Below are 13505 nucleotides of genomic sequence, written 5' to 3'. Positions count from 1 at the left end.
CAAAATGCCGGAGACTATGATAAAATGGGTAAGAAGTATAACTAATTTTTGAGGAGTTTTCGGCGATGATCAGTCTCCATAGCGAGGAATTTTTAGAATTTAACATAAGTGATTTCATGATTCCTTCTGAACGGGTAGCACATGTACAGGTTGGCAATAACCTGGAGCATGCCCTCTTAGTGTTAACAAAAAGCGGATATACAGCAATACCTGTACTAGACCCGCAATATAAGCTGCAGGGCTTAATCAGCACACCCATAATCATGGATTCTATTCTCGGGCTAGAGCGGATCGAATTTGAGCAGCTGGAGCAAAAAAGGGTTGAAGAGGCTATGAACAGAAATATCCCGCGGCTTGATGCTGAGTCCTCTATACAACAATCGATCGAGCTTTTAGTTGACCATCCCTTTATATGTATAGAAAACAAGGAAGGCTACTTTGAGGGAATACTGACTCGCAGAACAGTTTTGGATCAATTAAATAAGCACATCAGACGATTAAATAAGCGATAAACATCATTCAGCTCCCAGCAGTGGGAGCTTGCTTTATTTTCAATGATGAGAGTACCGGTGTATTTATTTCCGCTACTTGCAGGCGTTATTCATGTTTTTATTCATTTTGGAGGGGAAATGCTTGAGTCAGACTTTACATAAAAAAATGCCGGAAGGAAAGAGAAAAGTTACGAAAAAGCCTTTTGTGCTTGCTTCAGTTATGCTTGCCATGTTTATGGGAGCTATAGAGGCAACCATTGTTTCAACCGCAATGCCTGCCATTGTAGGGGATTTAGGCGGATTTGCTTTATATAGCTGGGTGTTTTCAGCTTATCTGTTAATGAATGCTGTGACTGTTTTAATTTATGGCAAGCTCTCAGACTTATTTGGGCGGAAGCCCGTTTTGACATTCGGGATTATCATATTTTTAATTGGTTCCATTTTATGCGGTTTTGCTGAATCGATGACAGCACTGATCATTTTCCGATTAATCCAGGGGTTGGAGCTGGAGCAGTCATGCCGATAGCAACCACCATAGTCGGGGATATCTATACAAAAGAGGAAAGGGCACAGGTTCAGGGTTATTTATCAAGCGTATGGGGTATTTCAGCCATAATGGGTCCTGCAATAGGAGGGCTTCTAGTTGAATTCGTCAGCTGGCGATATGTTTTTTGGGTGAACATTCCGCTTGGCATTATGGCTATAGCAGGCTTATGGCTCTTCCTTCATGAGAATGTGGAAAGAAAAAAGCATCAGATCGATTATGCAGGGGCTGTGCTATTAACGGTTTCCATCTCATCTCTGATGTTTGTGCTTGTTGAGGGAGGAACAAATTGGGCATGGAATTCCATCGAAGCAATCAGCCTTATAGCGGTTAGTGTGATTTCCTTTATTTTATTTATCCTGCAGGAACAAAAAGCTGCAGAGCCGATGATGCCTTTTAATATTTGGAAGGAAAAACCGATTTTAATTGCTAATTTAGCTTCACTGACAACTGGTGTGATGCTGATAGGGATTTCCAGTTTTCTGCCGGCATTTGTCCAGGGTGTGATGGAAAGGTCGCCGATTGTTGCAGGTTTTACACTTACGACCATGTCGATAGGTTGGCCAATAGCTTCTGCAGCTGCAGGCAAGCTTCTTTTGAAAATTGGTTTTAGAAGCACCTCTGTAATAGGGGGAGTATTCTTAATTGCAGGGAGCATATTATTTGTCACACTCACTCCTGAAGCAGGACCTGTATGGGCGGCGGCTGGAAGCTTTCTGGTCGGGGCCGGCATGGGATTAACTAGCACTGCTTTTATTGTATCCATTCAGAGTACAGTGGAATGGAAGCAAAGAGGAATAGCTACTGCTGCCAATATGTTTATGAGAAATCTTGGCAACACTATAGGAGCAGCCTTGCTGGGCGGGATTCTGAACAGCCAGATAAAATCATATATACAGAATAATGGTGAAGGCATAGATTCCAGCCTATCTTTAGATTCAGCAAATGTACTTTTAAATGAAGAAGCGAGAAACAGCCTGAATACGGGAGTGAAGGACATCCTGCAAAATGGTCTCACCATTTCACTTCATTCAGTGTATTATGCGGTACTATTATTTGCTGTTATAAGTTTCTTACTGGTAATTGCTCTGCCAAAGCATGAAAAGGAAGCTGCCGATTAAACGGCAAGAGATCTCTGCATTTAATTTGCAGAGATTTTTATATTCTTAAAGAACTGTAAGCTTTTAAGGTGCTGATGTCCTTTCTAATGATAATGAAACTCTAATTCAATTAAGATATACTATAAGAAAAAGTTATGAGGGGAAGATGTTTATGTCTTCACTTACGGAATTTCACCTTTTATCAGTGCTGGCACAGGAAATGAATATGAGAAAAGCGGCTGAACGTTTATTTGTTTCGCAGCCAGCCCTTTCACAGCGTCTTGTAAATATTGAAAAGGAATGGGGCAGCAAACTATTCCTCCGCTCACAAAAGGGTTTGTCACTGACGCCCGCTGGAGAAATCGTATTACAATTCATTAATGAAGTTCTTGCGAAGGAAGAAAAGGTCAGGGAGTCAATTACAGCCTTGAATTCAGAGGTCCATGGCACCTTAAAAATTGCAGTTGCTTCAATCGTAGGGCAGAATTGGCTGCCTCAAGTTCTTAAGAAGTTTGTCAGCCGCTATCCCCAGGCAAAAATTTCACTGATCACCGGCTGGAGCAGTGAAATATTAAAATCGCTCTATGATGATCAGGTTCACATTGGAATTATTAGAGGGACTCCGGACTGGAAGGGGATTAAAATCCCTTTATTTAAGGACAGTCTTTATCTAGTGGATACAGAGATTACAAGGCCGGAGCAGGTCCTTGAAACAGACAGGCCCTTCATTCAGTTTAAGAGTGATTCCAACTATTATCAGGAAATTCAGGACTGGTGGCTGCGGCAGTTCAAAACGTCTCCAAAACGGACAATAGTAGTTGATCAAATTGAGACGTGCAAGCAAATGACTTTCAATGGAATAGGATATGCCATTCTTCCAGCCATTACACTGAATGGTGCGGAGAAAAATATTTTTAAAATCCCGCTGCTGGATGAAAATAATTTGCCGATTAAGCGTGATACATGGCTGCTGGGATATGAATCCGCCTTTCAGCTCAAGCAAGTTCAGGCATTTGTTGAGTTAATTAAGGAGCATATTGAAGAAGAAGGAAAAGGATATCACCCATGACTTCTATTTTCATTTATTTTTCTTGTTTTCAGCGCTTTTGTTTGTTAAAGTAATGCTAGTTGCAATGTTATACATAGAGGAGGATTTTTAATATGAAAATGATGGATGCCAATGAGATTATTTCATTTATCCAGAACAGCACAAAATCAACACCTGTAAAGGTTTATATTAAAGGTGAATTAGAAGGAATCGACTTCGGTGATTCAGCAAAGGCCTTTATAAATGGCAGTACCGGTGTGGTTTTTGGTGAATGGTCTGAAATTAGCCAGGCAATTGAAGCAAATCAGTCACAAATTGAAGATTATGTTATTGAGAATGACCGCAGAAACTCAGCGATTCCACTGCTTGATATGAAAAATATTAAAGCCCGCATTGAGCCGGGGGCAATCATCCGCGACCAGGTTGAAATCGGTGATAACGCTGTAATCATGATGGGGGCATCCATTAATATTGGTTCAGTGATCGGAGAAGGTACAATGATTGACATGAATGTTGTCCTTGGCGGAAGAGCAACAGTCGGCAAGAATTGCCATATTGGAGCAGGAACTGTGTTGGCTGGAGTTATTGAGCCTCCTTCAGCAAAACCTGTTGTTGTAGAAGATGATGTAGTTATAGGAGCCAATGCAGTGGTTCTGGAAGGTGTAACTGTTGGTAAGGGTGCAGTAGTTGCGGCAGGTGCGATTGTCATTGATGATGTGCCTCCTTACACTGTGGTGGCAGGAACACCAGCTCGTGTAATTAAAGAGATTGATGAAAAGACTAAGTCTAAAACAGAAATTAAGCAGGAGCTTCGCCAATTATAAGAGTTTGAAAGCGTGGATTGCGATCCGCGCTTTTTCTAAAGGTGAAAGCCTTTTGGTTACCCAAGACTGCTATAGCGTTAATGAAATATAAGGGGCATTTTTAACAAGGGGGAAGAAAGTTTGGACACAAACAATCCATTCGTTGCATTACGGCGGGAGCTGCACAAAATACCGGAGTTAGGGTTCCGTGAATTTAAAACACAGCAGTTTCTATTAGATTACCTGTATTCTCTTCCTCAGGACAGCATGGAAATTAAAACTTGGAAAACAGGTATTCTTGTGAAAATCAGCGGCAGGAATCCGTCCAAGATGATTGGGTATCGTGCTGATATAGACGGCCTCCCAATCATTGAGGAAACAGGCCTGCCGTTCAAATCCGTGCATAGTGAACAAATGCATGCCTGCGGACATGATTTTCATATGTCGATTGCACTTGGCCTAATAGCAAAATTTATAGAAGAACGCATTAACGATGATTTACTGTTTATATTTCAGCCAGCAGAAGAAGGGCCTGGCGGAGCAGAACCCATGCTTAAATCTGAAATAATGAAAGAATGGAAGCCGGATATGATATTGGCTCTCCATATTGCTCCAGAATATCCCGTCGGAACAATCGCATTGAGAGAAGGGCTGCTGTTTGCAAATACCTCAGAACTTTTCATTGATTTAAAAGGAAAAGGGGGACATGCAGCATATCCGCATAATACCAATGATATGGTTGTGGCAGCATGTACTTTGGTCAGCCAGCTTCAGTCCATCATTTCAAGGAACATTGATCCTTTGGACAGTGCAGTCGTTACAATCGGAAAAATTACAGGTGGCACCGTTCAAAACATCATAGCTGAAAAAGCGAGGCTTGAAGGTACCATCCGAACGTTATCCCCTGAATCAATGAAAAAGGTAAAAAGCAGGATTCAGGCGCTAGTAAAAGGAATTGAAGTTGGATATGAATGTGAAGCTTCAATCGACTATGGAAGCATGTATCATCAGGTTTACAATGAGACAGCCTTAACGAAGGAATTCATGGAGTTTGCGCGTTCCAACACAGACATAAACGTTGTTGAATGCCGGGAAGCCATGACAGGTGAGGACTTCGGATATATGCTTGAAGAAATTCCAGGCTTCATGTTTTGGCTTGGGGTCGATTCAGAATACGGACTTCATCATGCCAGGCTGAATCCAAATGAAGCGGCAATCGAAAAAGCGATTGAATTGATTGCAGCATATTTAAGGTATAAAGGATAAGTCAGCTCATTTTGCAATAAGTATTTACTAAATAAAGTGGAAATGTTAAAAAAGCTGATTTCGCAGCACCTTTTTAGGTTCTGCGAAATCAGCTTTTTGCTTACGGTTTTATCCGGCAGCACTTTCTGATCCTGCGTGTTTTTGAATGAGCACCTGATGAGGGAATGGAATTTCGATTCCGTTAGCTTCCAGGGCTTCCTTCAGTGCTTTTCTCAGCTGCCGTTCGACAGCCCACTGTTCCATGTTTTCTGTCTTTGCAATAATTCTTAATACAACATCCGATGAGCCTAATGTTTGTACGCCAATGACATTAGGTCCTTCCACAATCGCCTGGTTTACTTCGGCGATTTTGTCGCAGGTTTCCTGAAGTACTGTGATAGCTTCATCAATATTGTCATCATAGGAGATTCCTATATCAACCAGTGCGCGCATATTGCCGCGGGAATGATTGCTCAGACTGGTAATCTCCCGGTTCGGGATATAATGCAATGTACCGTCAAAACCGCGGATTTGAGTAGTTTTTAATCCAATTTGCTCCACTATTCCTGAGTAGCTTCCGGTAGTAACATAATCACCGACATCAATTTGCCTTTCCAGCAATATAAAAAATCCTGTTACTACATCGCTGACAAGGCCTTGAGCTCCAAAGCCGACCGCCAATCCGACTACCCCGGCACCGGCAAGAATGGCAGTTGCTTTTATACCGAAAATCTGAAGAATCGTAACAGCAAAAATAAAAATAAGTACGTAAGAGAAAATGTTTTTAGCAAGACTTTGCAGTGTCTTCGATCTTCCCGGAGATATTCTTTCCTTCCTCCCGATTCCCTCAAAACTTTTATGTATTATTTTATTCCCCGCAGACTTAACGATTAAAAATGCAAAATAGATAGCTGCCAGCTTTAATAGAATAAGTCCGGCATCAATCAACAGGGCTTCCCAATTTATTTGCGATAAATTTAGATTCTCCATTCTAACGCTTCCTTTCAGTATGATTAAAGTCATCATTTTATCGCAACAGCACTTTATATGCAAACGGTTAGCCTTTCTATCATTCGGGCAGCTCTATATACTGGCTGGATGTGAAAAACTAAATTACTGATATGCAGGATTTTAGATCGAAAGCCTTTTAGCGATTTCAAAGGGTATTAATAAAGATTAGGAGTTTGAATAGACTCATTAAGAAGATAAGCTTAAAAAAAGTGGAAAAATCAAACAAAAAGGGGTGGAAAAATACTTCGAAACTCGATATATTTAATATTACGTTCTAACTTTTCTAATTTTTCCGCAAATTAAAGGGGGCATGCAGATGGAAACATTTAAAAAGTTAAAGCAATATTACTGGCCATATAAACATTACTTTCTCTGGTCCATATTCTTTCTGTTTATTGTGACAGCGATTACGGTTGTGTATCCAATGATCCTTCAGCTGACAATTGATGAGGTTGTCATTGGGGGAAATTATGGGTGGATACCTTATTTGGCTTTAGGCTTCATTGCCATAATGGGTGTAAAAGGGGCAGCGACATATATCCATCAGTACACTGGTGATTTGTTTGGGATCACATCGGTCTATAAACTTAGAAATGTACTTTATGAAAAGCTGCAGTTCTTGCCGTTTCGATATTATGACAATGCAAAAACAGGCGATTTAATGTCTCGGCTTACTGCTGATGTTGAGGGGTTCCGTTTTTTTCTTTCATTCGGATTTTCTGAACTCATACGTTTTGTTTTACTGATCTTTATCAGTGTTTCGGTCATGTTTTATTATTCTATTCCACTGGCGATTGTCACTCTTATTACGCTGCCTTTTCTTGCGGTAGTCACCTTTAAATTCGATAAAGCTGTGCATCCGGCATTCCGGAGCATCCGCAAATCATTCGGACGGCTGAATACAAAAGTTCAGGAGAATATAAGCGGAATTAATACAGTGAAGTCATTATCACGGGAAGATTTTGAGATAAATAAATTCAATGACTCTAACAGTGACTATAAAGATAAATATCTCTTTACATCGGATATTTGGGCTAAGTATTTTCCTTTAATGGAGTTTCTGGGCAATTTAAGTGTTGTATTGCTCCTGGCTTACGGAGGTTATCTTGTTATGGCTGGCAGTCTGAAGCCAGGGGAGCTTGTCGCTTTTTACAGCCTTCTCTGGTATATTATGTGGCCTATTATGAACCTTGGATTCATCGTTAATCTCTTTTCTCAGTCCAAAGCTTCCGGAGAGCGGCTTATTGAGATCCTTGAGGCAGATAATGAAATTGAGGATATAGAATCATGTGTTAAAGCAGAACGTTTGCTGGGTGAGGTGGAATTTCGCAATGTTACGCTGAAATATACCCAGGATGATAATGACGCTTTATCCAACATCTCTTTTCATGCTGAGCCAGGAAAGGTAATTGGGTTAATAGGCTCGACAGGATCAGGAAAAACGAGCTTAACACAGCTTATGACAAGATTTTATGAGCCAGTTGAAGGTCATGTGATTATAGATGGTGTAAATGTGCAGGAATACTCTCTTCAATCTCTGAGAAGAAATATCGGCTTTGTTCTCCAGGAATCCTTTTTGTTTTCTTCTTCGATTAAAGCAAATATTGCATTCGGAAAGCCTGAATCCACTATGGAGGAAATCATTGAAGCTGCCAAACGTGCACAGGCACATGAATTTATCATGGAGCTTCCTGATCAATACGATACCGTTCTTGGCGAAAGGGGCATGGGGCTTTCAGGCGGCCAGAAGCAAAGGATTGCGATAGCAAGGGCCATCTGTGCAGATCCCAGTATTTTAGTATTGGATGATGCAACAAGTGCTGTGGATATGGAAACAGAATTCAGAATACAAAAAGCCTTGAAAGAAGTAATGGCTGATCGAACTACCTTTATCATTGCCCACCGGATTTCTTCCCTGAAGCATGCAGATGAAATACTTGTACTAGAGAACGGGAGAGTGGCAGAACGGGGAACACATGAAAAGCTTCTTAAAAATAATGGCCCATATCAGCGGATTTACGATATTCAATATCAGGACCGCGATAAGGTTCTCCAATCAAATGCAGGCTAGGAGGTGCCTCCTTGAAAAAAATAAAACAAAAAATGAAAATGTGTTAAATAGATTTCAATACTCAGCCGACGAAATTATTGAGAAGCCTTTTAACTGGAAGCAAATGCTGCGCTTATTCAGTTATATGGAGCCATACAGAAAAAATTTACTTCCGCTCTCAATTATTATGGTATTAATAAATACAGCAGTCAGGCTTATAATTCCCATCTTAATCGGTGTGTATACGTTAGATAAAGCTTTGATTGAAAAGGACGGCAGGCTGCTCGCCATTCTGGTTTCAGTGATTGCAGTACTCTATACCATTTCATATGCTGCAAACTATTACAGGATAAAATGGATGAATAAGCTTGGCCAAAGTGTAATTTATGATCTTCGGAAACATTTATTTACACACGTACAGACGCTTTCGCATCGTTTTTTTGATCAGCGTTCAGCAGGATCCATACTGGTAAGGATTATGAATGACATAAATTCGCTTCAGGAGCTGTTTACCAATGGGGTCATAAATCTGCTGATGGATCTGATTATGCTGGCAGGGATTTTTATTATTTTATTTACACTAAGCCCAGAACTGACTCTGGCAATCATGGTCATTTTGCCCATCATGTTTTTTATCTCGACCAGCTTGCGCAGAAATATCCGCAGATCGTGGCAAACGGTCCGGTTAAAACAATCCAAATTGAATTCTCACTTAAATGAAAGCATTCAGGGGATAAGGATTACCCAGTCTTTTACACAGGAAAAAGAGAATATGGCATTCTTTGATGGTGTGAATACTGAGAACTTTGAAAGCTGGAGAAATGCATCTCAGAAAAATGCAATGTTCAGGCCGCTGGTTGAATTGACCAATGCCCTGGGTACCGCTGTACTGATTTGGTTTGGGGCACATCTGATTCAGGATGGGTCAATCTCAATCGGTGTATTTGTTTCTTTTGCCTTTTATTTAGGGATGTTCTGGGAGCCTATTTCCCGTCTTGGAATGGTTTATAACCAGCTTCTCATGGGAATGGCTTCCTCTGAACGAATCTTTGAGTTTCTTGATGAGAAACCAATCGTATCAGAAAGGAACGATGCATTTCATTTACAGGAGATAAAAGGGAAGATTGAATTTGAGAATGTCACATTTTCCTATGATGAAAAAAGAACAGCCTTAAATGGGGTTTGCCTTGAGATAAAAGCAGGGCAAACCGCGGCGCTTGTGGGGCATACAGGATCAGGTAAAACGACCATAGCAAATTTAATCAGCCGCTTTTATGATCCTTCGGGAGGTTCTGTAAAAATAGATGGCTATGACCTGAAGGATGTATCTTTATCAAGTTTGCGCAAGCAAATCAGTGTGGTGCTGCAGGACACTTTCATATTTTCCGGAACAATCTATGATAACATCCGTTTTGGCAGACCTGATGCAACTGATGAAGAAGTAGTGGAAGCAGCCAAAGCCGTTGGTGCACATGGGTTTATTGCAAAACTTTCAAAGGGATACGAGACTGAAGTGGAGGAAAGAGGAAATATATTATCGGTGGGTGAGAGGCAACTCCTCTCCTTTGCCCGTGCTTTACTTGCAGACCCTCGTATTCTTATACTAGATGAAGCTACTGCCAGTATTGACACTGAGACAGAGGTCAAAATCCAGCAGGCTTTAAAAACACTCTTAAAGGGAAGAACGGCAATTATTATTGCCCATAGGCTATCCACAATCCGTGAATCCGATCAAATCTTTGTGCTTGATCATGGAAATATTTTAGAAAAAGGAAATCATGAAGAATTAATGAATGCAAAAGGTGAATATTATCATTTGGTAAAAGCACAATTCAATATGCTTGATGCAATGTGAATGAACAAAAAAACCTCCGAGCGTCCGAGCGGAGGTTTTATTTTATCAGGAAGGAATATCTAATAGCTATACTTCTGTTTATGCTAATATGGTATTATTGTCTATATTGCTAACTATTCTGGGGGAAGATAGGATGAAGAAAGAATTTGCTGTTATCGGACTTGGACGTTTTGGAGGAAGCATCTGCCATGCTCTGGCTGAAGAAGGAATGGAAGTAATGGCGATTGATGTAAATGAAGACCGGGTGAACGAATTCGCGAAAATCGCTTCACACGCAGTGGTTGGCGATACCACGGATGAATCCGTTATCAAGAGTTTGGGAATACGCAATTTTGACCATGTTATCGTAGCAATTGGCGATAATATTCAAGCCTCCATCCTGACGACTTTAATTTTAAAAGAGGTAGGAGTTAAAAAAATTACGGTTAAAGCTCAAAATGATTATCATGCAAAGGTATTGAGGAAAATAGGGGCAGATCATGTTGTTCATCCTGAACGGGATATGGGCAGAAGAATAGCCCATAGTATCGTTTCAAATAATGTTCTGGATTATCTGGAACTATCAGATGAGCATAGCATAGTAGAAATTGTTGCTAATGAAAAACTTGCTGGCCATAGCATTATTGATCTTGATATCCGTGCAAAGTACGGAATCAACATTGTTGCCATCAAAAGAAAAAATGAAATTATTGTGTCTCCGCAGGCGAATGAAAAAATACAATTTGACGACATCCTTATAGTTATTGGAGCAGACGTAGATATCAACCGTTTTGAAAAGAAAGTGATGTCTTAATTTGAAAAAGGCTGTATCTCTTACTAGAGAGATACAGCCTTTTTTTCTTATACTAAATACATTATAGATCCACACGAGCCCATGAAGGTTATTAAACTTCCATGATAATCGGTAAAATCATTGGACGGCGCTTTGTTTTTTCATAAAGGAAGGGTGCAAGTGTGTCAGTGATTTCATTCTTGATTTCTGACCATTGAGTTGTTCTGCGTTCCATAACTTTGCTTAAGTGTTTTGTAATGAGTGCCTGTGCATCATTGATTAAATCTCCGGATTCCCTCATGTAGACGAATCCGCGGGAAATTAAGTCAGGGCCAGCAGCAATTTTGAAATCCTTCATATTGATGCTCACTACGACAACCACTAAACCTTCTTCAGATAGAATGCGGCGGTCCCGTAAAACGATATTTCCGATATCACCAATTCCGCTTCCGTCAATATAAACAGAACCAGACGGTATTTTACCTGCTACTTGAGCAGAATCTTCGCTCAGGGCCAGGACTTCACCATTATCCATGATGAAGCAGTTTTCTTCATCTACTCCACAATCCACAGCTAATTTGGCATGCATTTTCTGCATTCTGTATTCACCATGAATCGGCATGAAGAATTTTGGCTTAATTAAACGAAGCATTAGTTTTTGTTCTTCCTGGCCGCCATGACCGGATGTATGAATATCGCTTAATTTGCCATAAATGACTTCTGCACCTGCACGGGAAAGTCTGTCAATAGTTCTGCTGACACTAATTGTGTTCCCGGGAATGGGTGAGGAAGAGAATACAACAGTGTCGCCAGGAATGATTTGGATCTGGCGATGCGTTCCGTTAGCAATTCTTGATAGGGCTGCCATTGGCTCTCCCTGGCTTCCTGTACATAGGATTGTCACCTGGTTGGCTGGAAGTCTATTAATTTGATGGGCATCAATAAAGGTGTCTTTTGGTGCCTGAATATAACCCAATTCCTGTCCGATATTTATAGCTGCTTCCATGCTTCTTCCAAAAACAGCAATCTTTCGGCCATTCGTGACGGCCGCTTCAGTCACCTGCTGAAGACGGTGAATATTAGAAGCGAAAGTGGCAAAGATAATCCGTCCTTCAACTTTGCGGAAGATGTCATGTATGCTGTCGCCAACTCGGCGTTCAGACATGGTGAATTCAGGTATTTCACTGTTTGTGCTGTCAGAAAGCAGACAAAGGACGCCTTCCTTTCCGATTTCAGCCATTTTTGTCAAGTTGGCCGGCTCTCCCACAGGAGTGAAGTCGAATTTGAAGTCCCCAGTGTGAACAACTTGTCCAGGCGGCGTTTTAACAACGATGCCATATGAATCAGGGATACTGTGAGTCGTCCGGAAAAAAGTCACAGAAGTTTTCCGGAATTTAATGATATCGTCTTCCTTGATTTCATGAAGAGTGGTTTGTCTCAAGAGTCCGTGTTCTTCAAGTTTGTTTCTTAGTAGGCCAAGGGCCAGCTTTCCGCCGTAGACAGGGATGTTAACTTCTCTTAGGAGATATGGAATTCCACCGATATGGTCTTCGTGCCCATGAGTGATAAATAATCCCTTAATCTTATCTTCATTTTTCACTAAGTAAGTGTAATCAGGAATAACATAATCGATTCCAAGTAGCTCGTCCTCAGGGAATTTAATTCCAGCATCAATCAGGATAATTTCATCCTGGAATTGGACAGCGTAAGTATTTTTTCCGATTTCACCCAGTCCGCCCAGGGCAAAAACGGCTGTTTGATCATTTTTAACAAATTTCATAAATTACTCAATCTCCAATACTTTAAAGTCTTCATTTTGTCTTTCGTATTCCAGGAATTCTCCTTGGACAGATGTTACAAATTCAATATTATAGTTGCGGTCAGCCAGCTTTAAGCGAACGTCTCTCTCAGAATCGCCTTCCACAAAAATGGTTTTTGTTTTTTCTCTAACCGGTACCTCTGTCTTAGAATCCTGATAATATACCTTGAAAATCATTTCTATCTCTCCTTAATCCGATAAAAAACTTTTATCTAATATATAAAATAATAACATGTATTACATGTTTTTTCCTGCCGGATATGAATAATAAATTCTTCTCAGTGCTAATATGCTCCCGAATCTATGTAAAAAAGTATACTGATAACCAATTTACAATAAGGAAGGAGCCCTTCGCAAGTTTGAAGGGCTCAAATTTGTCAGGCAATTGATTTTTTTCGAAGCATTTCATTCCACTGTTTTAAAAGCTTCTTTCTCAGCTTCTTTAACATAGTGGATCAACTCCTTACTTTCTATTTTAAACGATCCTTGTCCAAAGTAAAGGCAGCAAGGACGTTTTAAACAGATTTTTGTAAATAATGAGGTCTCTTTTAATAACTGTCTAGCGCAGGGAGCCTACCGCCTTGAGTTGTCAAGGGGCGGGGAGGCGCATCTGCTTTTCTTAATTATATTATATGGTAAAATAGTTAAATCTCTCATGGGTAAAAATGGAAATGTTGTCTGTTAATAGCATGGAAATTGACTTTTTAACTTTATGGGTTTAGTGTTTTATTACGATAAATCATGTCATAGCAGCCAGTAAAAAAACG

At 40.4% G+C, this 13505-nt stretch carries 10 protein-coding genes and 1 pseudogene; 8 read left to right on the top strand and 3 right to left on the bottom strand.

What is annotated here, in order from left to right:
- Positions 1–65: 65 nt before the first annotated feature.
- From cbpB to M5V91_RS12985, 5 genes and pseudogenes are all read left to right on the top strand, one after another.
- Positions 66–512 carry a cyclic-di-AMP-binding protein CbpB gene (cbpB, locus tag M5V91_RS13005; RefSeq protein WP_009330996.1) on the top strand — a complete coding sequence of 149 codons (447 nt, stop codon included), beginning with the start codon at positions 66–68 and terminating at the stop codon, positions 510–512.
- A gap of 145 nt (positions 513–657) precedes the next feature.
- Positions 658–2156 (top strand): annotated as a pseudogene (locus M5V91_RS13000) (MDR family MFS transporter).
- 151 nt (positions 2157–2307) lie between these two features.
- Positions 2308–3204, top strand: a complete 897-nt coding sequence (ccpC, locus tag M5V91_RS12995; RefSeq protein ID WP_019381667.1) for a transcriptional regulator CcpC — start codon at positions 2308–2310, stop codon at positions 3202–3204.
- Positions 3205–3296: 92 nt separating this feature from the next.
- Entirely contained in the window at positions 3297–4007 is a 711-nt protein-coding gene (gene dapD, locus M5V91_RS12990; protein WP_009330993.1) for a 2,3,4,5-tetrahydropyridine-2,6-dicarboxylate N-acetyltransferase, read from the top strand.
- A 120-nt stretch (positions 4008–4127) separates the two neighbouring features.
- Positions 4128–5252 carry an N-acetyldiaminopimelate deacetylase gene (locus M5V91_RS12985; protein ID WP_009330992.1) on the top strand — a complete coding sequence of 375 codons (1125 nt, stop codon included), beginning with the start codon at positions 4128–4130 and terminating at the stop codon, positions 5250–5252.
- Positions 5253–5360: 108 nt separating this feature from the next.
- On the opposite strand, the gene M5V91_RS12980 is transcribed toward M5V91_RS12985, so the two are convergent.
- Complete coding sequence (locus M5V91_RS12980; RefSeq protein ID WP_019381669.1) at positions 5361–6221, bottom strand: mechanosensitive ion channel family protein; 861 nt, start codon at positions 6219–6221, stop codon at positions 5361–5363.
- A 337-nt stretch (positions 6222–6558) separates the two neighbouring features.
- On the opposite strand from M5V91_RS12980, the gene M5V91_RS12975 reads away from it, so the two are divergent.
- The 3 genes from M5V91_RS12975 to M5V91_RS12965 all read left to right on the top strand — a co-directional run bounded on the left by M5V91_RS12975 (position 6559) and on the right by M5V91_RS12965 (position 10940).
- Positions 6559–8313, top strand: coding sequence for an ABC transporter ATP-binding protein (locus M5V91_RS12975; protein WP_019381670.1), 1755 nt, complete (start codon positions 6559–6561; stop codon positions 8311–8313).
- On the top strand, positions 8303–10147 hold the full coding sequence (locus M5V91_RS12970; RefSeq protein WP_284522277.1) for an ABC transporter ATP-binding protein: 1845 nt from the start codon (positions 8303–8305) through the stop codon (positions 10145–10147). Before M5V91_RS12975 ends, M5V91_RS12970 begins: the two co-directional genes overlap by 11 nt.
- 133 nt (positions 10148–10280) lie before the next feature.
- Entirely contained in the window at positions 10281–10940 is a 660-nt protein-coding gene (locus M5V91_RS12965; protein ID WP_009330988.1) for a potassium channel family protein, read from the top strand.
- A 91-nt stretch (positions 10941–11031) separates the two neighbouring features.
- On the opposite strand, the gene rnjA is transcribed toward M5V91_RS12965, so the two are convergent.
- Both rnjA and M5V91_RS12955 read right to left on the bottom strand, forming a co-directional pair.
- The gene (gene rnjA / locus M5V91_RS12960; protein ID WP_009330987.1) at positions 11032–12699 is read right to left on the bottom strand and encodes a ribonuclease J1; all 1668 of its coding nucleotides are present in this window, start codon (positions 12697–12699) and stop codon (positions 11032–11034) included.
- Between the two features lie 3 nt (positions 12700–12702).
- Positions 12703–12915, bottom strand: a complete 213-nt coding sequence (locus tag M5V91_RS12955; RefSeq protein ID WP_009330986.1) for a DNA-dependent RNA polymerase subunit epsilon — start codon at positions 12913–12915, stop codon at positions 12703–12705.
- Between the last annotated feature and the right edge of the window lie 590 nt (positions 12916–13505).

Source organism: Cytobacillus pseudoceanisediminis (assembly GCF_023516215.1).
Classification (GTDB): domain Bacteria; phylum Bacillota; class Bacilli; order Bacillales; family Cytobacillaceae; genus Cytobacillus; species Cytobacillus pseudoceanisediminis.
The sequence above is the reverse complement of the archived record's forward strand: the minus strand, read 5'-3'. Positions and strand labels throughout refer to the sequence as shown.

What these genes read in the sequence shown, in the direction of transcription:
- cbpB (WP_009330996.1), top strand. Translation starts at nt 66, where the DNA reads ATGATCAGTCTCCATAGCGAGGAATTTTTAGAATTTAACATAAGTGAT.
- ccpC (WP_019381667.1), top strand. Translation starts at nt 2,308, where the DNA reads ATGTCTTCACTTACGGAATTTCACCTTTTATCAGTGCTGGCACAGGAA.
- dapD (WP_009330993.1), top strand. Translation starts at nt 3,297, where the DNA reads ATGAAAATGATGGATGCCAATGAGATTATTTCATTTATCCAGAACAGC.
- M5V91_RS12980 (WP_019381669.1), bottom strand. Translation starts at nt 6,221, where the DNA reads ATGGAGAATCTAAATTTATCGCAAATAAATTGGGAAGCCCTGTTGATT.
- M5V91_RS12975 (WP_019381670.1), top strand. Translation starts at nt 6,559, where the DNA reads ATGGAAACATTTAAAAAGTTAAAGCAATATTACTGGCCATATAAACAT.
- M5V91_RS12970 (WP_284522277.1), top strand. Translation starts at nt 8,303, where the DNA reads ATGCAGGCTAGGAGGTGCCTCCTTGAAAAAAATAAAACAAAAAATGAA.
- M5V91_RS12965 (WP_009330988.1), top strand. Translation starts at nt 10,281, where the DNA reads ATGAAGAAAGAATTTGCTGTTATCGGACTTGGACGTTTTGGAGGAAGC.
- rnjA (WP_009330987.1), bottom strand. Translation starts at nt 12,699, where the DNA reads ATGAAATTTGTTAAAAATGATCAAACAGCCGTTTTTGCCCTGGGCGGA.
- M5V91_RS12955 (WP_009330986.1), bottom strand. Translation starts at nt 12,915, where the DNA reads ATGATTTTCAAGGTATATTATCAGGATTCTAAGACAGAGGTACCGGTT.